33 protein-coding genes are annotated in these 19,775 nt (G+C 60.6%); 29 read left to right on the top strand and 4 right to left on the bottom strand.

What is annotated here, in order from left to right:
* Nucleotides 1–76: 76 nt before the first annotated feature.
* The 4 genes from GCT13_RS48245 to GCT13_RS08370 all read right to left on the bottom strand — a co-directional run bounded on the left by GCT13_RS48245 (nucleotide 77) and on the right by GCT13_RS08370 (nucleotide 1,994).
* Nucleotides 77–238: a hypothetical protein gene (locus GCT13_RS48245; RefSeq protein ID WP_193727608.1), complete on the bottom strand. Its 162-nt coding sequence runs from the start codon at nucleotides 236–238 to the stop codon at nucleotides 77–79.
* A 145-nt stretch (nucleotides 239–383) separates the two neighbouring features.
* Complete coding sequence (locus GCT13_RS48240) at nucleotides 384–533, bottom strand: hypothetical protein (protein ID WP_193727607.1); 150 nt, start codon at nucleotides 531–533, stop codon at nucleotides 384–386.
* A gap of 89 nt (nucleotides 534–622) precedes the next feature.
* On the bottom strand, nucleotides 623–763 hold the full coding sequence (locus tag GCT13_RS08375; protein ID WP_152756855.1) for a hypothetical protein: 141 nt from the start codon (nucleotides 761–763) through the stop codon (nucleotides 623–625).
* 262 nt (nucleotides 764–1,025) lie between these two features.
* Nucleotides 1,026–1,994: a helix-turn-helix domain-containing protein gene (locus GCT13_RS08370; RefSeq protein WP_152756853.1), complete on the bottom strand. Its 969-nt coding sequence runs from the start codon at nucleotides 1,992–1,994 to the stop codon at nucleotides 1,026–1,028.
* Nucleotides 1,995–2,008: 14 nt separating this feature from the next.
* On the opposite strand from GCT13_RS08370, the gene GCT13_RS08365 reads away from it, so the two are divergent.
* From GCT13_RS08365 to GCT13_RS08225, 29 genes are all read left to right on the top strand, one after another.
* Nucleotides 2,009–2,326 carry a transcriptional regulator gene (locus tag GCT13_RS08365; protein ID WP_152756851.1) on the top strand — a complete coding sequence of 106 codons (318 nt, stop codon included), beginning with the start codon at nucleotides 2,009–2,011 and terminating at the stop codon, nucleotides 2,324–2,326.
* Nucleotides 2,327–2,430: 104 nt separating this feature from the next.
* Nucleotides 2,431–2,844 (top strand): XRE family transcriptional regulator, encoded by a 414-nt coding sequence (locus GCT13_RS08360; RefSeq protein WP_152756849.1) that lies wholly within the window; start codon nucleotides 2,431–2,433, stop codon nucleotides 2,842–2,844.
* Between the two features lies 1 nt (nucleotide 2,845).
* Nucleotides 2,846–3,037, top strand: coding sequence for a hypothetical protein (locus GCT13_RS08355; protein ID WP_152756847.1), 192 nt, complete (start codon nucleotides 2,846–2,848; stop codon nucleotides 3,035–3,037).
* Between the two features lie 134 nt (nucleotides 3,038–3,171).
* Nucleotides 3,172–3,486 (top strand): hypothetical protein, encoded by a 315-nt coding sequence (locus GCT13_RS08350; RefSeq protein ID WP_152756845.1) that lies wholly within the window; start codon nucleotides 3,172–3,174, stop codon nucleotides 3,484–3,486.
* 16 nt (nucleotides 3,487–3,502) lie between these two features.
* Entirely contained in the window at nucleotides 3,503–3,814 is a 312-nt protein-coding gene (locus GCT13_RS08345; RefSeq protein WP_152756843.1) for a hypothetical protein, read from the top strand.
* Nucleotides 3,811–4,830, top strand: coding sequence for a helix-turn-helix domain-containing protein (locus GCT13_RS08340; RefSeq protein WP_152756841.1), 1,020 nt, complete (start codon nucleotides 3,811–3,813; stop codon nucleotides 4,828–4,830). Before GCT13_RS08345 ends, GCT13_RS08340 begins: the two co-directional genes overlap by 4 nt.
* Complete coding sequence (locus GCT13_RS08335) at nucleotides 4,827–5,060, top strand: hypothetical protein (RefSeq protein WP_152756839.1); 234 nt, start codon at nucleotides 4,827–4,829, stop codon at nucleotides 5,058–5,060. Before GCT13_RS08340 ends, GCT13_RS08335 begins: the two co-directional genes overlap by 4 nt.
* Nucleotides 5,061–5,219: 159 nt before the next feature.
* A complete protein-coding gene (locus GCT13_RS08325) occupies nucleotides 5,220–6,431 on the top strand; it encodes a DNA-methyltransferase (RefSeq protein WP_152756835.1) in 1,212 nt (403 codons plus the stop codon).
* Nucleotides 6,428–6,724, top strand: a complete 297-nt coding sequence (locus GCT13_RS08320; protein ID WP_152756833.1) for a hypothetical protein — start codon at nucleotides 6,428–6,430, stop codon at nucleotides 6,722–6,724. Before GCT13_RS08325 ends, GCT13_RS08320 begins: the two co-directional genes overlap by 4 nt.
* The gene (locus GCT13_RS08315; RefSeq protein ID WP_152756830.1) at nucleotides 6,717–7,319 is read left to right on the top strand and encodes a RusA family crossover junction endodeoxyribonuclease; all 603 of its coding nucleotides are present in this window, start codon (nucleotides 6,717–6,719) and stop codon (nucleotides 7,317–7,319) included. The genes GCT13_RS08320 and GCT13_RS08315 overlap by 8 nt, the downstream gene beginning before the upstream one ends.
* Nucleotides 7,319–7,981 carry a hypothetical protein gene (locus GCT13_RS08310; protein ID WP_152756828.1) on the top strand — a complete coding sequence of 221 codons (663 nt, stop codon included), beginning with the start codon at nucleotides 7,319–7,321 and terminating at the stop codon, nucleotides 7,979–7,981. Before GCT13_RS08315 ends, GCT13_RS08310 begins: the two co-directional genes overlap by 1 nt.
* Nucleotides 7,978–8,445: a hypothetical protein gene (locus GCT13_RS08305; RefSeq protein WP_152756826.1), complete on the top strand. Its 468-nt coding sequence runs from the start codon at nucleotides 7,978–7,980 to the stop codon at nucleotides 8,443–8,445. Before GCT13_RS08310 ends, GCT13_RS08305 begins: the two co-directional genes overlap by 4 nt.
* Nucleotides 8,442–8,891: a DUF1364 family protein gene (locus tag GCT13_RS08300; RefSeq protein WP_152756824.1), complete on the top strand. Its 450-nt coding sequence runs from the start codon at nucleotides 8,442–8,444 to the stop codon at nucleotides 8,889–8,891. The genes GCT13_RS08305 and GCT13_RS08300 overlap by 4 nt, the downstream gene beginning before the upstream one ends.
* The gene (locus tag GCT13_RS08295) at nucleotides 8,888–9,307 is read left to right on the top strand and encodes a hypothetical protein (RefSeq protein WP_152756822.1); all 420 of its coding nucleotides are present in this window, start codon (nucleotides 8,888–8,890) and stop codon (nucleotides 9,305–9,307) included. Before GCT13_RS08300 ends, GCT13_RS08295 begins: the two co-directional genes overlap by 4 nt.
* Nucleotides 9,308–9,321: 14 nt before the next feature.
* A complete protein-coding gene (locus GCT13_RS08290; protein WP_152756820.1) occupies nucleotides 9,322–9,618 on the top strand; it encodes a hypothetical protein in 297 nt (98 codons plus the stop codon).
* The gene (locus GCT13_RS08285) at nucleotides 9,615–9,893 is read left to right on the top strand and encodes a hypothetical protein (RefSeq protein WP_152756818.1); all 279 of its coding nucleotides are present in this window, start codon (nucleotides 9,615–9,617) and stop codon (nucleotides 9,891–9,893) included. The genes GCT13_RS08290 and GCT13_RS08285 overlap by 4 nt, the downstream gene beginning before the upstream one ends.
* Entirely contained in the window at nucleotides 9,890–10,153 is a 264-nt protein-coding gene (locus tag GCT13_RS08280) for a phage portal protein (protein ID WP_152756816.1), read from the top strand. The genes GCT13_RS08285 and GCT13_RS08280 overlap by 4 nt, the downstream gene beginning before the upstream one ends.
* Nucleotides 10,153–10,428 carry a hypothetical protein gene (locus tag GCT13_RS08275; protein ID WP_152756814.1) on the top strand — a complete coding sequence of 92 codons (276 nt, stop codon included), beginning with the start codon at nucleotides 10,153–10,155 and terminating at the stop codon, nucleotides 10,426–10,428. Before GCT13_RS08280 ends, GCT13_RS08275 begins: the two co-directional genes overlap by 1 nt.
* Entirely contained in the window at nucleotides 10,425–10,679 is a 255-nt protein-coding gene (locus GCT13_RS08270; protein WP_152756812.1) for a hypothetical protein, read from the top strand. Before GCT13_RS08275 ends, GCT13_RS08270 begins: the two co-directional genes overlap by 4 nt.
* Nucleotides 10,680–10,708: 29 nt before the next feature.
* Nucleotides 10,709–11,389: a hypothetical protein gene (locus GCT13_RS08265; protein WP_152756810.1), complete on the top strand. Its 681-nt coding sequence runs from the start codon at nucleotides 10,709–10,711 to the stop codon at nucleotides 11,387–11,389.
* A 10-nt stretch (nucleotides 11,390–11,399) separates the two neighbouring features.
* Nucleotides 11,400–12,437, top strand: a complete 1,038-nt coding sequence (locus tag GCT13_RS08260) for a tyrosine-type recombinase/integrase (RefSeq protein ID WP_227746764.1) — start codon at nucleotides 11,400–11,402, stop codon at nucleotides 12,435–12,437.
* 690 nt (nucleotides 12,438–13,127) lie between these two features.
* Entirely contained in the window at nucleotides 13,128–13,400 is a 273-nt protein-coding gene (locus GCT13_RS08255; protein WP_152756806.1) for a hypothetical protein, read from the top strand.
* Nucleotides 13,401–13,407: 7 nt separating this feature from the next.
* Complete coding sequence (locus GCT13_RS08250; protein WP_321574253.1) at nucleotides 13,408–14,085, top strand: hypothetical protein; 678 nt, start codon at nucleotides 13,408–13,410, stop codon at nucleotides 14,083–14,085.
* Between the two features lie 11 nt (nucleotides 14,086–14,096).
* Nucleotides 14,097–14,225 (top strand): hypothetical protein, encoded by a 129-nt coding sequence (locus GCT13_RS50535; RefSeq protein WP_265335280.1) that lies wholly within the window; start codon nucleotides 14,097–14,099, stop codon nucleotides 14,223–14,225.
* A 36-nt stretch (nucleotides 14,226–14,261) separates the two neighbouring features.
* Nucleotides 14,262–14,855, top strand: a complete 594-nt coding sequence (locus GCT13_RS08245; RefSeq protein ID WP_152756804.1) for a hypothetical protein — start codon at nucleotides 14,262–14,264, stop codon at nucleotides 14,853–14,855.
* Between the two features lie 52 nt (nucleotides 14,856–14,907).
* Entirely contained in the window at nucleotides 14,908–16,950 is a 2,043-nt protein-coding gene (locus GCT13_RS08240; protein WP_321574252.1) for a phage terminase large subunit family protein, read from the top strand.
* 7 nt (nucleotides 16,951–16,957) lie between these two features.
* Nucleotides 16,958–17,203 carry a gpW family head-tail joining protein gene (gpW, locus tag GCT13_RS08235; protein WP_152756802.1) on the top strand — a complete coding sequence of 82 codons (246 nt, stop codon included), beginning with the start codon at nucleotides 16,958–16,960 and terminating at the stop codon, nucleotides 17,201–17,203.
* Nucleotides 17,203–18,891, top strand: coding sequence for a phage portal protein (locus tag GCT13_RS08230; RefSeq protein ID WP_152756799.1), 1,689 nt, complete (start codon nucleotides 17,203–17,205; stop codon nucleotides 18,889–18,891). Before gpW ends, GCT13_RS08230 begins: the two co-directional genes overlap by 1 nt.
* Nucleotides 18,888–19,766, top strand: coding sequence for a S49 family peptidase (locus GCT13_RS08225; protein WP_152756790.1), 879 nt, complete (start codon nucleotides 18,888–18,890; stop codon nucleotides 19,764–19,766). The genes GCT13_RS08230 and GCT13_RS08225 overlap by 4 nt, the downstream gene beginning before the upstream one ends.
* Nucleotides 19,767–19,775 lie beyond the last annotated feature (9 nt).

Raw genomic sequence — 19,775 nt, 5'->3', positions numbered from 1 at the left:
CGCCCCCGCGCAACTCCATGAGGGTCTGCGTAAAAGCCTTCTTCATTGATTGACTCCGTGTGTGAAGGACTGCGGTTTATGCTTCGTGACGCGGATAGCCGCTCCCGCTGTCGTATTCTCCGAAGGCGATGTCGTGCGACTTGCCTGCGTTGCACATCGACATCACCGCGACGATGATTCCAATGCCAATGACCAACCCGGTCAGGACACCTAAGAAGAAAATCAGGAGCGTATCCATTGGTGAGCCTTTTCGGGATCAGGTGCAGCGAACCACGCTGCAGCGCGCGTTATGTCCGTCAGCCTGGTCGAGCGCGCCAGCGAGAAGCGCCCAACCACCCAGCACGATCGCGGCCGACAACCAGAGTTTCAGAAGGTCGCGCATATCAGAAAGCACCTGCGCGAATCGAAACGCCGATGTACCAGACACCGCCGATGACGATGCCGAGCGCGAAAGCCTTCAGGGCCATCAGTACTGTGTCATACGTGCGCTCGCACGAAGCGAGCAGGGCGTTGTCGCAGTGGACGCGGTTCATCACATGCCCCGCGTAAAGAAGTCCACCTCGTCGCGCGTACGCGTCTTGGCGGTGTGCTGCGGTTGTCGGGCTTCCATCTCAAACACTCCTTACAGTCCACCGCGTTGATCTTCAACGCCGGGAGCGATCAGGTTGGTTGCCACTTCGCGAAGGAGGTGTTCGGTGAGTGCGCCTGCGCCGCCGTCGGCGAGTCGCTTCAATTCGATCAGGTCTTGGGCTAATACGCTCATCTCAATCTCCCCGCAGGCAACCGCCAATAGGTAGGGTGAGATGCGGGCTAAGTACTGGGGACTGCATGCAATCCCCACCGCTTAGCCCACTCCGCACGTCCGCGCCAATGAATCAGCGCTTGAGATGAAGTATAGAAAAACTAGACAATAGAAGTCAAGAAAATCGAGACTCGGCGTGCGAGAAAATTTGTAACAAGCAAAAAAAATCCCGCCGAAGCGGGGAAGAGTTACAGGGTATTTGATGCCCGGCCGCTACTGACCGTCAGTCCGGCCGCCACATGGATGGCTTAGCGATGCCGGCCACGTAGTGAATCTTGTCGATCTCGCTCTCCTCGAGTGTGATCCGCCCGTGAGACTCGTTGACCGAAAGAAGCGTATAGCGGCCGGCAGCCTTGTATGCCAATTCCTTGACCATTACGCGGCCGTTCTTCGATTTGACCAATACTTCGTCGCCGGGCTGGAAAGGGTGATTAGGTTCGATGATGACGAACTCGCCATGCTTGATGCGAGGCCGCATCGATTCGCCCGAGCATTCGATCGCATACGCGTCCGGATCCGTCGTCGGCCAATCTATATACCCGTCACCGTGACCGACCGGATATTCAACTTCCGCCCAAAAACCGTTGTCGCCCAGCTGAGCCATTCCCACCACCGCAAGTGCCTTTCTTTTACCGAGTGCCTTCGGCCGGTACTCGTCGTTGTACTGGATAGCGGCCTTTTTCTCGCCCACATGGGCTAGCACCCAGGCACTGTTGTAGCCAAAAACATTCTGGATAGCGACGGCTTCCACAATACTGATCGCCGCTCCCTTAAGCCATGACTCCACCCTCTCCAGAGGAATCTCGACTTTAGCAGCAAAAGCTGCTGCGTCCATGCCTGTTTCCGTCAGCATCTCCTGCACACGCTCTGCGACATCTTTGCTGTCGAGGGTGGCCATCGCGGAGGCGCCTGGCTGAGAGTCCGGCATCGGGTACTTGGTAACGACCGAAATCTCTTGGATCTGAGCATAGCTCGGCTCGTGCCTGCCATTCTCCCAAGCAGACACGTTTCCTTTGGTCACACCGAGCTTTTCGCCGAGCTGTTCTTGTGTTAGGTCGGCTTTCTTGCGGGCGGACCTTATCCAGTTTCTCATTTCCATGCGCGGAGGGTATAGGAAATCTAAACGCGACGGGTCGCGATTTTCTTTACTTTCAGGTCTAGAATCTCTATACTTGATTCGGACATCACTCATTGCCCGCTCTCCACATGAATAAGCACCCCGTAGCGATTGCCGCAGCCGAAGTAGGCGGCTTTAAAGCGCTTGCTGAAAAGCTCGGCGTCACGAAGGGCGCTGTTCATCAGTGGATGTCTCCAGGCCGCAAGGTACCCATCGAACACTGTACCCCGATCGAGCAGGCTACCAACGGACTCGTAACTCGCCAGATGCTGCGGCCCGATGACTGGCAGTCGATCTGGCCGGAGCTGGTCGAGCCGGCGAAGCAGGACGCTTCCGACGACGTTCAACCGCCGGTCGGCGGGGTGAAGAAGAGCAGCAAGTTGGCGCGAGCCAGCGCAGTTCAGTAGGTCGGTCATGGAATGAAGGCGTCAATGCGACGCCTTCATTTGAAGTCGAGGCCGAGTCGTAACTCCAGTCGTAAATCAGTTGTTTTTTTCAATAGGACCTAACGATGCAGATGGAACAAACGCCGCATAAGGCCGCTGCACCTGTTCTGGAGCCGGTGATGCACGAGCGCTACGGGGCGTCGGTGCAGGTTCGTCAGCCGCAATTTCTTCCGCGCGATCAGGTCGCTGCATGCGCGTCTTTCCGTGATGCCGTCATCCTTGCCTGGAAGCACAGGGCAGTGCGCGGCATGACGCAAAGAACGCTGGCCGAGCTGCTCGACGTGAAGACGTCGCACATGTCGAACATGCTGAACCGCGAAGCCGTCGACCGTCACGGGAAGCCTCGGCAGGATCTGCCGGCGCGTCTGGTCGCCGACTTCGAGCGTGTTGTGGGGAATCGCGCGGTGTCGCAATGGCTTTCGCGCATGGCGATGCTGACGCTGATGGAAGAGGTGATTCACAGACAGGAGACGCCATGAAATGACACACGGCGAGGCTCTTCGGATAGGCCGACAGGCCATAGAGGAAGCCCGCAAGCAGGTTGGGGGCAATGACAAAGACGAACTGTTGAAAGGAATTGAAAAACAAGCATCAGAAAAGCCCGAAGTGGCAGAAGCATTCCGAGTTGTGGGCCATCTGCTACTCGATTCACGCCAGGAAACGAAGCATTAAAGGGGATGGCCGCTGAAACGCGGTCATCTCGACGGGGATCAGAAGCTGATCTGTAACACAAGGCGATTGGAATGCCAGCCGCCTTATGTTTCCGATTAGTAGTCCTACGCGGCAAAAGCCGAAGGAGATCACCCATGAACCGCATTGCAATTCTTGGTGCGTCGCTTCTTGCCGGTGTCGGCGCGTCGCTCGGTCGTTCGCTCGGCGATTCGAGAGTCGTCACGCTGTCCGACGATCGCCCGCGCGCGTCTGCGTTGCGCCGCTTCGTCTCGCGCAAGCAGTCGAAGGTGAGTAACCGCATGCCGCACATCGGCGCGAAAGAGCAGGAACGCGCGCAGCGCTTCTACATGGTCGACACGCACCCGAGCGGCGTGAAGCGCTCGGCGCCGACGATTCAGCAGATGAGCAAGCGCCAGTACGAAGCGCAGCTCGCGAAGAAAGCCGCCTAACCCCCGGAGATCCGCCATGCAGACGGACATCTTCAGCCCGCGCTCGGGCCGCCGTGTCGCCGAAACACAGAGCGACGCGTATCACGCGCTCACCGTCAAGGATTTGACCGAAGGCCAAAAGATGGTGCTGGACGCCTTTCGCGCGGGGCGCCCGCCACTGACGCGCGAAGACATCGCCTCGATCACCAACTTGAAATTGGGTTCAGTTTGCGGTCGAGTGCGTGAACTTTTGGACGCAAAGCGCCTGTTCGTCGTTGGGTCTCGCAAGGATCTCGCGACGCAGACCAGCCACCAGCTGCTCTCCACGAAGCCGGTGGTGGGCGCATGAGCGTGAAGGTCATGGGCATGGTCTTCGACCGTTATCCGGCCGGCGGCGGCGAGATGATTCTCGCGCTGAAGCTGGCGGATCACGCGCACGACGACGGCACCCACATTTTCCCAGGCATCGCGAGCTTGGCCGAGAAGACACGCCAGTCGGAGCGCGCTGTCCAATATCAGCTGCGCAGCATGGAGAAGTCCGGCTGGCTGATTCTTGTCGGTCAAGGCAAGGGCGGCCGGGGTAAGTCCCGCGAGTACCGCATCAATCCTGACTGGCTAAACGGTGCAGATCTTGCACCCATTGTGGATAACGAAAAGGGTGAAGAAATTGCACCCATTCCAGAAGACGCAAAGGGTGCAAACGGAGACACGAAAGGGTGCAATCCGGAACAGGAAAGGGTGCAAAACGAAGCGCAAAAGGGTGCAACAGCTATTGCACCCGAATCGTCAGTAACCGTCAAAGAACCATCAGGTAACCGTCAACCCGCGCGACGTGCGTCGCGAATTGCGTTGCATGTCCAACTGCGAGCAACCGAACTGCCCGAGTGGTTGCCTCAAGCGTCGTGGGACGACTGGTGTGAGCACCGAGAGACCAAGCACGCTGACGGCGATGCTCCATGGACGCGCGTCGCGGCGAAGGTATCGCTCCAGAAACTGGCGATGCTGCGCGATCAGGGGCATGACCCGGTCACCTGCATCAACGAAGCCGCGCTGCGTGGCTGGACTGGCCTGTTCCCGGTCAAGGGGGAATCGCAGCAGTCAGGCGGCGCTCAGATGATTCCCTCCGACTGGCACAAGACGACGGCCGGGGTCACCGAGCAAGGAAAGCGGGTCGGCGTCACGCAGAAGGAAGGCGAGGTCTTCATGCGATTCAAGGCTCGCGTCGTGAAGGCGTCGGGGCCGGGCGAATGGATGGAAGACATGCTGCGCGACGCGGCGCGCTTCGGCGACGACCACTACGACGGCCTCTATCGCTACTTCAACGACATTCCGCGCGATAAAGCCGCGCTCGCGGAGGCTGCATGAGCACGATCCTGATCGAACCGAACCCGTTTTTCCTCGTCTGGTCACCAACCGGCGAAACGCCCCCGTCTTTTAAGCATCAATCGCGGCAAAGCGCAGTGAACGAAGCAGAGCGCCTCGCGCGCCTTCATCGCGGCCAGAAGTTCTTCGTGCTCGCATCGACTGACAGCCGCGTCGTCGACGACATGCTCCGGACGACGTTCACGCTCAAGCCGGATGACATCCCGTTCTGAATGCTGGGAGCGATTCAAAGCCGCCGTGCTCGGCGCGCGTGAAGGGCATTACGGAATCGGCAACGCATTGATCGAGGCAATACGCCAGAAGCACGGCGACGAGGCAGCAGAGATACAGCGGCGCGAACTGCGCAGATACGTGGACAGCGACAAACCAGCATGAGCGAAAAATTCGAACTTCACCTTGGCGATTGTCTGGACGTACTCCGGACGATGCCTGACGCGTCGATCGATTCGATCGTGACCGATCCGCCATATCACCTGACTCAGGTATCACGCGGCAGCCACGCCCGCACGAATAATCCGGTGACGCCGCACGCTCGTGCCCGCATTGGCGACAAGGGCTTCATGGGTAAGGTTTGGGATGGCGGCGACATCGCGCATCGCGTCGAGCTTTGGGCAGAGTGTCTACGCGTCCTGAAACCAGGCGGTCACCTGCTCGCATTCGCCGGATCGCGTACGTATCACCGCATGACGTGCGCAATTGAGGACGCAGGGTTTGAGATCCGCGACCAGATCATGTGGATCTACGGCTCCGGCTTCCCGAAGTCGAAAAACCTGTCAGGAGACTGGCAAGGGTGGGGGACCGCCTTGAAACCGGCGCACGAGCCGATCTGCATGGCGCGCAAGCCCTTCGCATGCTCGGTCGCCGACAACGTAATTCGCTTCGGCACTGGCGCTCTGAACATCGACGCAAGCCGCGTCGGCGACGTTGGTGGCCGGTGGCCGGCGAATGTCGTTCATGACGGAAGCGACGAAGTACTCGAGGTGTTCCCGGATGCGCCCGGTCAACTCGCCGATGTCAATGCGACCGCGCCAAGCCCGAAGACATCCAACGTGTATGGCGCGATGGCTCGAGTCGGAGAGGGGTCGCACGAAACCCGCTACGCGAACGTTGGCGGCACGAACTTCGCCATGAAGCCAGGTGCGCGTCGGCTCGATGCGGGTTCGGCAGCGCGTTTCTTCTACTGCGCCAAGGCATCGCGCGCCGATCGCAACGAAGGCATTGGCGGCAGCGATACGCCTGCTGTGCAGACGGAAGCAACGATGCGCGATCGCGAGATGGCCTATTGGGAAGAGCGTAACGGCAACTTTCATCCGACTGTCAAGCCGACCGATCTGATGGCGTACCTGTGCCGGCTTGTGACGCCCGCCGGCGGTCTGGTCCTCGATGTCTTTATGGGCAGCGGATCCACGGGCAAAGCGGCGATTCGAGAAGGCTTCCGGTTTGTCGGCATCGATATGACGCCCGAATACGTCGAGATTGCCCGCGCACGAATCGCGCACGAGTGCGCACGCGTTGAGCAGGCTGCGCGTGATTTGGCGTGCGCACCGGTGCAAGCCGGCCTGTTTGAGGAATTCGCGGCATGAGCAAGACATCACTTCGATACGCAGAGAGCGACTACCTCTCATACGACCCATTCGAGGGCGACGAGGCCGAGATCCGCTGTCGCACGGTAAAGCTCGTCAAGGTGCGCAAGCCGCACGCGTGCTTCATTGGCGCTAACCCTCATGGCGGCGACAACCACTTGATTCAGCCTGGCGAGCTAGCACGCTTCGAAACCGCGCTCGTCGATGGTGACTTTTGGGGCCGAAGCTACGTCTGCATCCCCTGCATGGATAAATGGCTGGCTGACGTGCTCGATGGTGACGACGATGAGTAAAAACGCACTCCGATACCCGGAAAGCGCGATTCAAGGCGGCAAGTTCGGCACGGCGCGCGTTGTCGGATTCGCCGAGCGCGAGATCGAGCGCAAGACGGGAAATGCCCCGGTCGCCGAGCCTGACGATTTCGACGCCGTGACACTGCACGAGCCGATCGCGAAACGCACGGTGGCTTTCACGGTGGAAGGCGAGCCGGTTGCCAAAGGGCGGCCGCGCGCGTCGCGAACGGATACGGGCGTCCGCATGCGCACACCGAAGAAGACGAAATCGTACGAGTCGAAGATTCGCGCCGCTGCGACGGCAGCGATGTTCGGAAGCATCCCGTTCGGTCGTCCGGTCGCGCTGACGGTCTCGATCTATCTGCCGATCCCCGAGAGCTGGTCGAAGCTGCGTCAGACGAAGGCCGCGCAGGATCTTATCCGCGCGACGAACAAGCCCGACACAGACAACGTTGTAAAGGCAGTCAAGGACGCGATGAACGAGATCGTCTACGAGGACGATTCGCAGGTCGTCGACTTGGTGGCGACGAAGAAATACGGCCGCGAACCGCGTGTCGAGGTCGAGGTGATGGAATTGGACGGGGAGGCAGCGTAATGGGCGCACGTCGTTGGAGCCCCGCCGAAGAAGCAATTCTCGCGGAAATCGCGAAAAGAGATTTGACGTTGATCTCGCAGATGCACCGGCTGCCGGGCCGCACATGGGAAGCCGCGAAGAACCACTCGAGCCGGATCGGCGTTGCGCTTCGCGCCGCTGAAGTGTGGTCTCCGCAAGAAATCCGGACGCTCAAAAAGATCTGGCGCGGCGACGAATCGATCAAGTCTGCCGTGGCGCGTCTGTTGCCTCATCGCGGCTATCTCGCGGCGAAGGGCGAGGCGCAGCGCCTCGGCATTCAGGGCACGAAAAAGCGCACCGGCCGCCTCGGCTATTCGTGGATCGCCCGTGCATGCGAGGACGCGTTGCAGGACGGCCGGAGGCTGTCTTCCGCGCAACTCGCAGAAATCGTCGGCGCGACGCCGAATTCTGTGCAATGCGCACTCGCCAAAGCGCGAGGCCGGACCTTCCACATCGGTGAATGGACGCGCATGTCAACGTACGGCCGTTTCTGCGGGCTGTGGGAACTGGGCGGCGGCCCGGATGCGGAGCGCCCGGCCGGCAAGACCATCAAGGCGGCCAATCGCGATGCGCAGGAGCGCCGACGCATCCGCGCTGGCAATGGCAATCCTTTCTTCTCGCTGATCAACCAGGTGACTGCATGAAGCTCGCCGAATACTTGATTGCGCGCATTGCTCGTCGCGTACCTGACGTGGTGATCGGTAGCGTCTTCAATCCCTATCTGTTTCGTTGGTGGGTGATCCCTCGCAATGGCTTCTTCAACGTCTACTTGCACCGCTTCATGCGCAGTGACGACGATTGCGCGTTGCACGATCACCCCTGGACGAATCTGTCGATTCTGCTTCGTGGCACATACACGGAGCACACCATCGACGCCGGCGGCATCAACGTGCGCACGGAGCGCCGCGCTGGGCAGTGGAAATTGCGGGTGTTCGGCAGCTTTGCGCATCGCATCGAACTGACACATGGCGAGTGCTGGACGCTATTCATCACCGGCCCGCGCTATCGGCATTGGGGCTTTCACTGCCCGACGGCTGGTTGGGTGCACTGGCAACGGTTCACGGCCGCAGACAATCCAGGCGAAATCGGAAAGGGCTGCGACGCATGAAGCGTTCAGCACCGCTCGCGCGCACCGGATTCAAGCGCAAGCAGCCGAAGCCATTCGCGCCGGCGGATCGCAAGACGCTCGAGCGCAACACAGCGATGAAGCGGCGCATCAAGAAGCCAACGGTCGCGGAAGGCAAGCGCTTCATCGACGCCTGCCGCGGCGAAGAGTGCTATCTGCTGGTGCCTGGTGTGTGCTGTTCGATCGGCTGGGCGCACGAATCGGTTGTCGACTGCCATTCGAATCAGAGTCGACACGGCAACGCCGGCGCGCGTAAGGCAGACAACATCTACACGGTGCCTGGCTGCGGGCCGTGCCATGCGTGGATCGACCAGAACCGCGTTGGCACGCCGAAACAGGTCAAGTTCGACGTTTGGGATCGCGCGTACGAGCGCTGGGAACCGGTGCGCGCGCGAAAGATGGGAATTCAACTACCGGAGGCAGCGTGACGCCAACGACTCAAACAATCCTGCACGACCCGGAGAACGGTCAATACGGCAATTGCTTCACCGCTTGCATCGCGTCCCTGCTGTCGCTCCCGATCGCCGAAGTGCCTCAATTCTGCAACGGCGATGACGACGACGGGAAGTGGTGCCGACGCGCAAATGAGTGGCTCGGCAAGCGCGGACTGGCCTTTCTGGAATTTCCATACACCGACGCGGCGTATTGGGAAATGGCGGGTTCTGACTGCTTCCACACCATCACGGGCGCATCGCCGCGACGCGCTGACACGCAGCACTGCGTGATCGGCCGTCGAAGCGAGATCTATTTTGATCCGCATCCGTCGCGCGATGGGCTGGTCGGTGACCCGAGCACATGGCTGATAGGCGTACTGATCCGAACCAATGTGGCGGAGGCCGCTTGAGGCTGCTGGTAAGGATGCCGCTGCCGTCGATTCAGCACGGCCGCGGCTGGAAAGACAACTACGAGACGTTCGAATGTCTCGTGATTCGGTTGCGCGGCCCGGTGCGATCAGTTCGAAACGGTAGGCGATCGGCGAACTGGATTTACGCGGACGTGTATCTGCCGGAGAAGTACAGCGTCAATGCGACGGGCCGGATGTTCAACCCGGACGGGACGTATCCGGTCGAGGTGCCAATCAATTGGAACCGTAACTCGCTGCGTGCATTCCTCGCGAGCGGCGATCTTGAGTGGGATGTGAGGGATCAACCATGAACTGCAAACCGGGTGACATGGCAATCATCGTCGTTCCTGCCTCGTTCCCTCGCAAGACGCTGGACGGGAAGATCGTAGATGTCGTGCGATTTGTTCCACCGCGCGGGCCGGAAGCGGAGTGGGATCAGCGACCCACATGGTGGTGCGTGTACCAGTCGGTATGGTTCAACGACCACGGAATGATGATTGCGGAGGGAATGCTGCTCGATTCTTGGCTGCGCCCGATCAGCGGCGTTCCGGTACATGACGAAATACCCGACGAGGTCGCTGCATGAGCGCACACGCATACATCCAATGGGCCGACGTGCCGCAGGCGCTGATCAGCAGCAGCCAGCAGCACGTCGACGGAATCACGCAGGCGAAGGTCGTCGCGTTCGACGGTTGCCCGTTCGCGGGCGAGATCGAAGTGCTCGAAGCGAAGCCGTTCGGCAGCGCGATCCAGATCGAATTTGCCTTCCCGCGCAACCACGGCCTGCGCAACTCGCTGATCGACTGGTTCATGCATCACAGCATTCCTTTCACGGTGGTGATGTGATGAACCGCGTCATCTTCGGAAGTGCGACTCTCGTCATTGGGGGCCATGAATACCAGGTCGGCTCGCTCAATGGGTCGGCGCTGACCGTCGACGGCGATCCGGTTGCGTCGAATCGCATCGAATGGCCGGTCAACGGCTGGTCGGGATCATTCGAAATCTCTGGCGCGATCAATTTTGGCGCGCTCCGACGTTTGTTCGGTGCTCGCACTCGGCGCCGGCCGCGCCGATCAGGCATGCGTCAGATCCGCCGTCTGAAGTACTGGAGACCGGCATGATGGCGCGCGTGAAGGGCGGTCCACTATCCAACCTGGCAGGCCAGTGGTCGGGAGAGCCGATGTTCCTTGAATGGATGCGCTCGATCAATCAACCAGCGAACACGCCGCGCGACGCCGCCGAGTTCATTCGTGCGCGATGCTGCATCGAGAGCCGCGCGCAGCTCGACCATAGCGCTGAGGCAAAGGCGCGGTTCGATCGCTACGTGCGCGGACCGTACTCGAAATACCGCTCCGCGGCGATGCGTGCATGAGGCGAGGCGACTTTCGTGACCCGGCCGTCGTGCTGGAAAAGAAGCAAAACCGCACCTGCTTGGGCTGCAATCAACTGGAGCGCAGCTGGTGGGGTGGGACATCGAAATACGTGTGCAGCATCGGAATGCAGAAGGCGCGGACCGACGTCTACGAAATGCCGAGATGCAAAAAATTCAACGAAGAAGGGAGTTCACTCATGGGTGTAAAGGATCAGGTGGTGACGGCAACGCAATCGAGCAATCTTCGTTGGGAAGCTGACTTCGTGCGCGCGGTGGACCGCCTGACGGCGCTGGGCCTCTCGGACCCGTTGGGCTCTGCGCTGTGGCGTTCGAAGTATTGCAACGACGCAGCGTCGGGCCGGCGCGCGGTCTTGCTCCTCACGAAGAAGGTAGAGGCCCGTCTACGCGTGGAGCGCACGTACGCGCAGCGTCTCTCGACGGCTGCTTTCAGGGAGTGGATGCTTGATGCATGTGATCGATGCGCCGGGGTTGGCACGATCACCGATCGTGGGCACGTCGATACATGCCCGAAATGCAACGGCAGCGGTGCGAAGCGATACAGCGACGCCGAGCGTGCGCTCGCGGCGGGTGTGCCGGTCGAATCGTGGTCAAAGCATGCGAAGAAGTTTGATGACGTGCTGATCTGTCTAAATGGCGCTTCGGCGGCGACAGCAGGCAAGGTGCGCGAACTGCTCAAGGATTCTCACTGAGGGGCCACGCTTGGGTTATCAGCTCTTCCGCGTCGGTAGTGTATGGCACTATCGATTCCAGATCAGCGGCGTACGCGTGCAGCGCAGCACGCGGGAGAAGGTGAAGCACAAGGCCGACGCCGTCGCCGCGCGAGCGTATAGCAGGACCAGACTATGGGCCCGCGGCGATGAGCCAGTGCCGACATTGCGCGAGCTCGTTGTCCAATGGGTCGCGATCCACGCTCCTACCGCGAGTCCCGCGCACATCAAGAATGTCGAGACGTTTGGTCGCCTGCATCTTTATGATCTGGGCGATGCGCTGCTCGACGAAATCACCACCGAGCAGGTTGAATTGGCTCGAATCCAGCATCTCGAAACACACGCGCCGGCCAGCGCGAATCATTGGCTGAAGATGCTGAAGACCGTCTGCAACTGGGCTGTGCGCCGCAAAGTCATGCCGGCCATCCCATGGTCTGTGAAGCTGCTGAAAGTCCAGAAGCGACCGCGCACGATGTTGCCGGTCAGGCTAATGGCCGCGTGGCTCTCTAATATAGATGCGGGGAACCGAGGCGAGGTGGGCGTCTCGATTGCCGTCCGGATGATGATAGGCATCGGGCTGCGAGAGTCGGAAACGCTGACTGCTCGATGGGAATGGATTGACTGGGACCGCGGCGTCTATACGCCGGGTCGAACCAAGGGCCGCGAGGCGGCGCCCGTCCCACTGCCAAACTGGCTGGTCGAATACCTCAGCCCTCTGCGTCGGTCGGCTGGGCCGATCGTAGAGGCGAAGCATCGTCGACCGTTCGGCCCCGGTTTCGCGCGCCGTGCTATCGAAGCCGCGAATTCCGCATGTGAGATTGACGGGCTGACTCCGCATCGACTGCGCGGCACATTCGCCACGTTGCTGAGCGAAGAGGGCGTGCCCGTGCAGACGATCCAGCGAGTGCTGCGGCACAAAGACGTCCGCACGACGATGCATTACCTCGAAGAGAATCTGGACACTGCGGCGCGCGCGCAACAGAGAATCGCATCACTCGCAGGGCTTGATTCTCAAGCGAGCACAAAGTAAGTGGCGGAAAAGTGGCGAACGGCAATCCGCAAAACCGCGCCATATATAGAGTGCAAGATTACTGCGGGTCATCCGTAGCGGGCAATTGCGGCGCCCAACCGCAAAAACCTTGCCTCCAGAGGATCGGCCGTGCTTGCGCCTACGCGCGCACGCGCATACAATCCGCCCTGAGTCGTCGGCAATGCTCAGCATTGCAAATGTGGTTCGTAGACAACGACCGCATGACGGTAGTGTCCTTGACGACACCCACATCCACTGATCAATGGATGTGTTCGCCTAAACGAAGCCTGCAACGCGAAAGCGAAGCGGGCTTTTTGCATTGGAGCGCCAGAATGTGCATGAACCCTATCACTGCATGGCTGCTCCTGCTCAGTACCATCTTCCTCGGCTTGAGCAAGACATACATGGATCTCGCCGAGCAAATCGAAGGCGAGGAATGAGCATCTTCACGCTGCCCCATTCCCGCGCTCTGGTGTTGCGACCGGACGCGGTACACCGCAACGATCTGGGCACTAAGCCCGGTGAGAATGGGGCGACGTGAGGGTGATGCAATCGGTCGCGCGCCGCGATCGCGGGCCGCGCCATGCGGGCCGAGCGCGGTAACTCTCTTCGAATGTCTCCTCCTGCGCCGAGAGTCGCGGGATTCGCCAGCGCGCCTTCGTCGCTGGCTTTTTTATTTCCGGTGACTGAATGGCACGTGCCGCCAAGAAAATCGATGCGGACGCCCTTGTCGGCGAGATCGCATTGATGCGTTCGTCGATCTGGCAGAACGGCAAGCGGAAGGTGGCGGCGATCATCACCGATGCGACGACCGATGCGGCGCTGTTGCCTGAGAAGGCGATCGCGCTCGTGTCGGTCACCGCTTTTCCCGCGGGCGCGCCATCGCGTCTGATGCTCGATGTGCCGTTATACGACGGTCCGCAAGACGGTGAAGCGCTTCCCGCCGCTTGGCTAAAACGCTGAGGCAACCGTGTTCCAGATCAGTGTTTCGGACGACCTGAAGCGGCTGACAAAGTCGCTGAACGATCTGGAGAAGCACCAACTGCCGTTCGCGACAGCAAAGGCGCTGACAGCCGTCGCGAAGAATGCGCAGGCAGCGGAGAAAGAGGCGATGCCGGAAGTGTTCGACCGGCCAACGCCATTCACCGTCAATTCGGTTGCTGTGAAGGGCGCACGCAAGAGCGACCTCGAAGCGCGCGTGTTCATTAAGGACATCGCCGCGGCATACCTTGAACCGTTTGAGTTCGGCGGCAATCACAAGCTGCTCAGCTCGGGCCGGACGTGGCTCAACCCGAAAGACAAGACCCTGCTAAATCAGTACGGCAACTTCAGCAAGACAGCGCTTAAGCGGTTGCAGGCGCGACCCGACATCTTCATCGGCAACATCAAGACGTCGTCAGGCGAGACGATCGGCGGCGTTTGGCGTCGCCCTCCATCTGCTCGTGTAACGAAGGTGCGAGGCAAACGCGGTTCTGTCGTTCAAGGCAGCCCGCGAGGGCATCTCAAGCTGCTCGTCCGGTTCGGCGATGCGCGTCCGGTGCGGCAACACATGGAATTCGGCGAGCGGGCTTTCGAGGTTGTGGACGCAACGTTCGAGCGGGAGTTCGACACCGCGATGCGAGAGGCGATCGCAACCGCGAAGCTCTAATGGTGTTGCGAATGCGCAACGAAATGATACAAACGTTGCGCGAAAGCAACGAAAAGCAGGGGAAACGGGGCCTGATGGGTCCTTCCGGCGCCCTTCCGAATGCGCGGGCACTGCGCACCGCGCTTTTCGACCAGCGCTGAATTTTCAAAATTGGGTAACAGGTAACAGATCGCGCGATGAATCAGAGCGAGTTCGCGGCACTCCACGGCGTCAGTCGGAAGACGGTCACGAAGTGGAAGGAGCGCGGCTGGCTCGTCTTTGCGGGCGATGAGGTCGACGTTGAGGCGTCGAACAAATTGCTGAAGCGCTATCGTCGCGACGGCGTGCCCACTGTTACCGAGCCCGCAGCGAAGAAGCCAAGAGGTAACAAGCGGCAGCCTGTTACCCAGGCAGCGAAAGGGGTAACGCTCGAAGCTGGTGAAAGCGCCGGCGACGTGGCGAAGCAGATCCTTTCCGGCAACGTCGAGCTGATGGATTTCGATGAGGCTCGCTGCTTCAAAGAGAACTATCTCGGGCTGATGGCTCAGCTCGAGTACGAACGCAAGTCCGGGTCGCTCGTCGAGCTGGATACCGCAACAGCAATCCTCTTCGAGGAGTTCCGGGCGCAGCGCGATGCGTGGCTTAACTGGCCGACCAGAGTAGGTCCGATCTTGGCGGCCGACCTAGGTGTCGAGGCCGACCGAGTTGTCGAGGCTCTAACCGCGCATGTCCACAAGCAAATCGCCCAGCTCGGCGAACCTGAAGCCAATTTCTCCGAAAGGGAAGGCTGACAGGCTCCGTGCGTCTGTTCGGCGCGCGTGGACGCCACCGCCGCGCATCAGCGTGCCGGCATGGGCGGACAAGTTCCGCAAGCTGGCGAAGGAGGCCGGGAGCACCTCCGGCAACTGGGAAACATCGACGGTGGAAGTCGCGCGCGGGCCGATGCTCGCAGTGACCGAGCCCGGCGTGCACGTCATCACGACGATGGTGAGCACGCAGCTGCTGAAGACTGCGCTGCTCGAAAACGTCTTCGGATACTTTGCGCACCTTGATCCATGCCCGATCCTGTTGCTTCAACCGAAAGAGGACGCTGCCGAGCAGTTCAGTAAGGAACGTATCAGCCCGTTGATCCGTGTCACGCCCGCGCTGCGCGAACTGGTAGGCACGAGCAAAACACGCAATGCCGACGAGACGCTGCTGTTTAAGGCGTTCCCCGGCGGCTTTCTCGCGCTCGCGGGCGCTGGCAGCCCCGACAACCTTGCGCGGCGCCCGGTGCGCGTCATCCTCGCGGACGAGGTCGACAAGTATCCGGTGACGCGCGAAGGTGAGCCGATCGCGCTGGCCGAAGAGCGGACGGCGACGTTTGGCGTGAACTGGCTGTCGATTCGCGCGTGCTCCCCGACTGTCGAGGACGAGAGCCGGATCGAGGCCAGCTACAAGGAATCGGATCAGCGCCGCGCGTCGATCGCGTGCCCGCACTGTGGGCATCGCATGTTCCCGGATTTCTTCAAGCACGTCGACTGGGACAAGCGTCGCGACGAAAGCGGCAACGTCGTCGAGCACTTCCCGAAGACAGCGCGGATCGCTTGCGAATCGTGCGGTGAAATCTGGTCGGAAGGCGATCGGCTGCGAGCATTGCAGACCGCGCGCTGGCATCAAACGCGGTCATTCGAGTGCTGCGGATCGCGGCATATTCCGCTCGACGCATATGAGCGCGCGTGGCGCGGCCCAGAAGACTCGCGTGAGGCGACGACCACCGCGGCTATCGACACAGTCTGGGACTGGTGGGAAAGCGATCGCCACGCGGTGTATCGCGCCAAGTGCCCGGAATGCGGAGAGTGGAAGGTCGACAACGAGCACGCTGGATTCCAGGCGAGCAAGCTCTATAGCCCGTGGCAGAAGGACAAGCCGTCAGACATTGCAGCGAAATGGCTGAAGGCGCACGGCGACGAAGAGAAGAAACAGACCTGGTGGAACACGCAGGCCGGCATGCCGTACCGCCCGAACTCGGGCAAGGTGCTGAAGCTCGACGCACTGGTCGCGCGCGGCGAACGCTGGGCGGCGGAAGTGCCCGACGGCGTCGCGGTGATCACAATCGGCGTTGACACGCAGGACTATCGCTTCGAAGTCGAAGTCGTCGGTTGGGGCCGCAACGAAGAAAGCTGGTCGATTGCCTATGAGGTGATCGAGGGCGACATGGAAACGCCCGATCCGTGGGATCGACTCGACGCGCTGCTGAATCGCATATGGCATCGCGCGGACGGGCGACCGTTCGAAGCGATGGCGGTGTGTATCGACTCCGGCGGCCACCATACGCAGAAGGTCTACGACTTCTCGAAGGCTCGTCTAGGCCGCAAGGTCTGGGCGATCAAGGGCGAGTCGGCAGTCAGCGGCAAGCGCAATCCGATCTGGCCTGTGAAGAGACCGACGAGAAAGACGAAAGCGTCTTTCCGGCCGGTGATCATCGGCGTCAACGCGGCGAAGGACACCATCCGGAACCGGCTGCACGTCGAAGAGGCTGGCGCGGGCTTCATGCACTTCCCGAACGACCGCGACATCGGCTACTTCGCGCAGCTCACGTCGGAGCGCTCTGTCGTGAAGGTCTCGGGCGGTCAGAAGTATCGGGTATGGGAGTTGCCGTCGGGGCGCGCGAACGAAGCGCTCGACTGCCGCGTGTATGCGTATGCCGCGCTGTGCGGTCTGACGCACCTCGGCCTGAAGCTGAATCGCCGCGCGGATCTCGTAGCGCAGCCGCTTGATTACGACGCTTCACAGCAGGCATGGGTGCCGCAACCAGCGGTGCAGCCAGAGGCTCAGCCGTCATCGGCGCCGTCGCCGGTTGAAGCTAAACCAGCCCGAAAGAAATTGACGGGCCGACTCGCTTAGGAACGAAATGGCTATCACGGACGGAATGAGTACTGCGGACATGCAGTCGAGGCTAGCGGCGCTGCAGGCTGCCTACTTCGACCTGTCGCAAGGTGCGAAGTTCGTGAGCGCCACATACAACCAGGGCGACGGCACGAAGTCGGTGACGTATCAACAGAGCGACCTCGCTCAGATTATGCGCAGCATTCAGATGCTGCAGAAAGCCCTCGGGATCATCCCGCACTATCACCGCGCTCGCAGGATCTTTTTCTGATGTCACTCCTCGTCGATTCGACTGGCAAGCCGTTCGCGGATCTTCCAGTCGGCGGACGTGCGCGCGCAGATTCCGGATCTGGTGCGCCGCTGGCCATTCCGGGTAGCGTGGCGCAGCCATACGGAAGCGCCTATCCGTATGAGGCGTCACGGGTCGACACCCCGGAGATGGGTAATTGGTATCCGGTGATCCGCTCTCCGGACTCGGAAATCAACTACTGGCGCGACCGCATGGTCGCGCGTGCGCGTGATCTCGCCCGGAATGATGGCTGGGCGAGCGGCGGCATTACTCGTATTCTCGATAATACGGTAGGGGCGCATCTGCGCCTTTCGTCGAATCCGGATTGGCAATACCTGCGACTGTTCAGCAAGAAATTTGATGCGGTTTGGGCCGATGAATTCCGAAAGGCAGTAGAGGCTCTCTGGCGTGTCTATTCAGAGGATCTTGGGCACTGGAATGACGTGTCGCGGCAGTTGACGGCATCGCAGCAAATGCGGTTGGCGCTCCGTCACAAACTGATCGACGGTGAAGATCTGATCGTCAATCACTGGTTTCCAGATCGCATCGGGCGTGGCGCTGCGCAATACGCGACGGCTTTTCTTGTTGTCGATCCTGACCGGTTATCTAACCCGTTTCAGATGGTCGACACGAAGTATCTGCGCGGCGGCGTAGAGGTTGACGACGACGGCGTGCCGATCGCGTATCACATCCGCAAGGCGCATCAGAACGATACATATAACGCGCCTCAGTCGATGGAGTGGGAGCGCGTCGTTCGAGAGGATGACGACGGTTGGCGCCGAGTCATTCACGACTTTGAGCGTGATCGAGCCGGACAGAATCGAGGCATCGGGATATTCACGCCGGTGCTGTCACACACGAAGATGCTTGCGAGGTACTACGGCGTTGAACTGCAGGCGGCGACTGTCGCGACGATCTTCGGTACGTACGTTACAAGCCCATACGATCCCGCGATGATCGAGGCCGCCATGGACTCCGACGGCGGCGAGCAGGAGATGGGCTACTACCAGGAGCTGCGCGCTGACTGGGCGAAAGAGCGGCCTGCGATGCTCAACGGTGTCCGCGTCCCGACGCTCGCACCCGGCGAAGAAATCAAGCAGGTCGCCGCGGCGCATCCACACAGTGGTTTCGGCGAGTTCGCGCACGAGATGCTGCGCTCGATCGCAGCTGCGCTCGGCGTCTCTGCTGAGCAGATCACTCAGGACTGGAGCAAGACCAACTACTCGAGCGCGCGTGCTGCGTTGCTTGAAAGTTGGAAGACGCTCAATCGCAGAAGCGCCGAATTCAAGATCGGCACTGCAACACCGATGTTTGCGACTTGGCTGCAGGAAGTAATGGAGCGTGGAGATCTGCGATCTGTGCTTCCGAACGGCGCGCCAGAGTTCATTGAGGCGTCGACCGCATATGCTCGTTGCGGATGGCTCGGAGTAGCGCGCGGATGGGTCGATCCTGTTAAGGAACGACAGGGTGCCGCACTTGGCATGGACATAGGCCTTTCGACTCTTCGCGACGAAGCAGCGGAGCAAGGGCGCGACTGGGAGGAAGTTATTGCTCAGCGTGCCATTGAAATCCGTACGTTTAAAGAGCACGGCATTCCGTTGCCGGACTGGACCGGCGGTAAGGACGCGAGTGATGCATCCGATCCGCCTGAGGAACCCCAACCGCAATGAAAACCTATCCGTTCGCGGCGGCCCGCGTATTCGACGTGCCGCTCGCCGTTCATCCTTCCAAAGGGCAGGTGATCGCAAGGGTGCTTGCTGGTCGGTTCGGGATCTCTGATGTCGAATTCGCTGGCGGTGCGCCGCTCGTCGTGAAGCCGATGGCTTTCGACGAGTGGGATGACGACGAGAGCATGCAGGTTCAGGAAACGCCGTACGACCTGGACCAAGGCGTTGCAATAATCGACGTCTCCGGGACACTGGTTCAGAAGAGCAGCAACCTGCGGCCGTCCTCCGGGATGCTTGGGTACAACGCGATTCGCCACAATTTTCTCGCTGCGCTGAGCGACGAGCAGGTTAAGGCGATCGTGTTGTCGATCGATTCCCCGGGCGGGGAAGTTGCTGGCTGCTTCGATCTCGCGGACCTCATCTACGAGTCGCGCAGCATCAAGCCGACGCTTGCAATTCTCAATGAGTCGGCATTTAGCGCTGCGTACGCGCTCGCGAGTGCGTGCGAGCAGATCACCGTGCCGCGGACCGGCGGAACTGGCAGTGTGGGGGTGATCTGCATGCACGTCGATCAAAGCAAGGCGATCGACAAAGCCGGTCTGACCGTCACGATCATCAAATATGGCGATCGCAAGGCTGACGGAAATCAGTTCAACCCGCTTTCGAAAGAGGCGCTTGACCGGTACCAGGCTGAAGTCGACGAGATGGGCGAACTGTTCGTTCAGACGGTTGCTCGCAATCGTAATCTTTCCGCCGACGTCGTTCGTAAGACGCAGGCAACCACCTTTCTCGGTGCCGCTGGCGTCGAGATAGGCTTCGCCGACGCCGTGATGGCGCCGGACGAGGCATTTCAATCCCTGCTCACAGAGCTGGGCTGACATTTCCCA

It is taken from the genome of Paraburkholderia franconis (genome assembly GCF_009362735.1).
GTDB classification, from domain to species: domain Bacteria; phylum Pseudomonadota; class Gammaproteobacteria; order Burkholderiales; family Burkholderiaceae; genus Paraburkholderia; species Paraburkholderia franconis.
The sequence above is the reverse complement of the archived record's forward strand: the minus strand, read 5'-3'. Positions and strand labels throughout refer to the sequence as shown.

What these genes read in the sequence shown, in the direction of transcription:
- GCT13_RS48245 (WP_193727608.1), bottom strand. Translation starts at nt 238, where the DNA reads ATGGATACGCTCCTGATTTTCTTCTTAGGTGTCCTGACCGGGTTGGTC.
- GCT13_RS48240 (WP_193727607.1), bottom strand. Translation starts at nt 533, where the DNA reads ATGAACCGCGTCCACTGCGACAACGCCCTGCTCGCTTCGTGCGAGCGC.
- GCT13_RS08375 (WP_152756855.1), bottom strand. Translation starts at nt 763, where the DNA reads ATGAGCGTATTAGCCCAAGACCTGATCGAATTGAAGCGACTCGCCGAC.
- GCT13_RS08370 (WP_152756853.1), bottom strand. Translation starts at nt 1,994, where the DNA reads ATGAGTGATGTCCGAATCAAGTATAGAGATTCTAGACCTGAAAGTAAA.
- GCT13_RS08365 (WP_152756851.1), top strand. Translation starts at nt 2,009, where the DNA reads ATGAATAAGCACCCCGTAGCGATTGCCGCAGCCGAAGTAGGCGGCTTT.
- GCT13_RS08360 (WP_152756849.1), top strand. Translation starts at nt 2,431, where the DNA reads ATGCAGATGGAACAAACGCCGCATAAGGCCGCTGCACCTGTTCTGGAG.
- GCT13_RS08355 (WP_152756847.1), top strand. Translation starts at nt 2,846, where the DNA reads ATGACACACGGCGAGGCTCTTCGGATAGGCCGACAGGCCATAGAGGAA.
- GCT13_RS08350 (WP_152756845.1), top strand. Translation starts at nt 3,172, where the DNA reads ATGAACCGCATTGCAATTCTTGGTGCGTCGCTTCTTGCCGGTGTCGGC.
- GCT13_RS08345 (WP_152756843.1), top strand. Translation starts at nt 3,503, where the DNA reads ATGCAGACGGACATCTTCAGCCCGCGCTCGGGCCGCCGTGTCGCCGAA.
- GCT13_RS08340 (WP_152756841.1), top strand. Translation starts at nt 3,811, where the DNA reads ATGAGCGTGAAGGTCATGGGCATGGTCTTCGACCGTTATCCGGCCGGC.
- GCT13_RS08335 (WP_152756839.1), top strand. Translation starts at nt 4,827, where the DNA reads ATGAGCACGATCCTGATCGAACCGAACCCGTTTTTCCTCGTCTGGTCA.
- GCT13_RS08325 (WP_152756835.1), top strand. Translation starts at nt 5,220, where the DNA reads ATGAGCGAAAAATTCGAACTTCACCTTGGCGATTGTCTGGACGTACTC.
- GCT13_RS08320 (WP_152756833.1), top strand. Translation starts at nt 6,428, where the DNA reads ATGAGCAAGACATCACTTCGATACGCAGAGAGCGACTACCTCTCATAC.
- GCT13_RS08315 (WP_152756830.1), top strand. Translation starts at nt 6,717, where the DNA reads ATGAGTAAAAACGCACTCCGATACCCGGAAAGCGCGATTCAAGGCGGC.
- GCT13_RS08310 (WP_152756828.1), top strand. Translation starts at nt 7,319, where the DNA reads ATGGGCGCACGTCGTTGGAGCCCCGCCGAAGAAGCAATTCTCGCGGAA.
- GCT13_RS08305 (WP_152756826.1), top strand. Translation starts at nt 7,978, where the DNA reads ATGAAGCTCGCCGAATACTTGATTGCGCGCATTGCTCGTCGCGTACCT.
- GCT13_RS08300 (WP_152756824.1), top strand. Translation starts at nt 8,442, where the DNA reads ATGAAGCGTTCAGCACCGCTCGCGCGCACCGGATTCAAGCGCAAGCAG.
- GCT13_RS08290 (WP_152756820.1), top strand. Translation starts at nt 9,322, where the DNA reads ATGCCGCTGCCGTCGATTCAGCACGGCCGCGGCTGGAAAGACAACTAC.
- GCT13_RS08285 (WP_152756818.1), top strand. Translation starts at nt 9,615, where the DNA reads ATGAACTGCAAACCGGGTGACATGGCAATCATCGTCGTTCCTGCCTCG.
- GCT13_RS08280 (WP_152756816.1), top strand. Translation starts at nt 9,890, where the DNA reads ATGAGCGCACACGCATACATCCAATGGGCCGACGTGCCGCAGGCGCTG.
- GCT13_RS08275 (WP_152756814.1), top strand. Translation starts at nt 10,153, where the DNA reads ATGAACCGCGTCATCTTCGGAAGTGCGACTCTCGTCATTGGGGGCCAT.
- GCT13_RS08270 (WP_152756812.1), top strand. Translation starts at nt 10,425, where the DNA reads ATGATGGCGCGCGTGAAGGGCGGTCCACTATCCAACCTGGCAGGCCAG.
- GCT13_RS08255 (WP_152756806.1), top strand. Translation starts at nt 13,128, where the DNA reads ATGGCACGTGCCGCCAAGAAAATCGATGCGGACGCCCTTGTCGGCGAG.
- GCT13_RS50535 (WP_265335280.1), top strand. Translation starts at nt 14,097, where the DNA reads ATGCGCAACGAAATGATACAAACGTTGCGCGAAAGCAACGAAAAGCAG.
- GCT13_RS08245 (WP_152756804.1), top strand. Translation starts at nt 14,262, where the DNA reads ATGAATCAGAGCGAGTTCGCGGCACTCCACGGCGTCAGTCGGAAGACG.
- gpW (WP_152756802.1), top strand. Translation starts at nt 16,958, where the DNA reads ATGGCTATCACGGACGGAATGAGTACTGCGGACATGCAGTCGAGGCTA.
- GCT13_RS08230 (WP_152756799.1), top strand. Translation starts at nt 17,203, where the DNA reads ATGTCACTCCTCGTCGATTCGACTGGCAAGCCGTTCGCGGATCTTCCA.
- GCT13_RS08225 (WP_152756790.1), top strand. Translation starts at nt 18,888, where the DNA reads ATGAAAACCTATCCGTTCGCGGCGGCCCGCGTATTCGACGTGCCGCTC.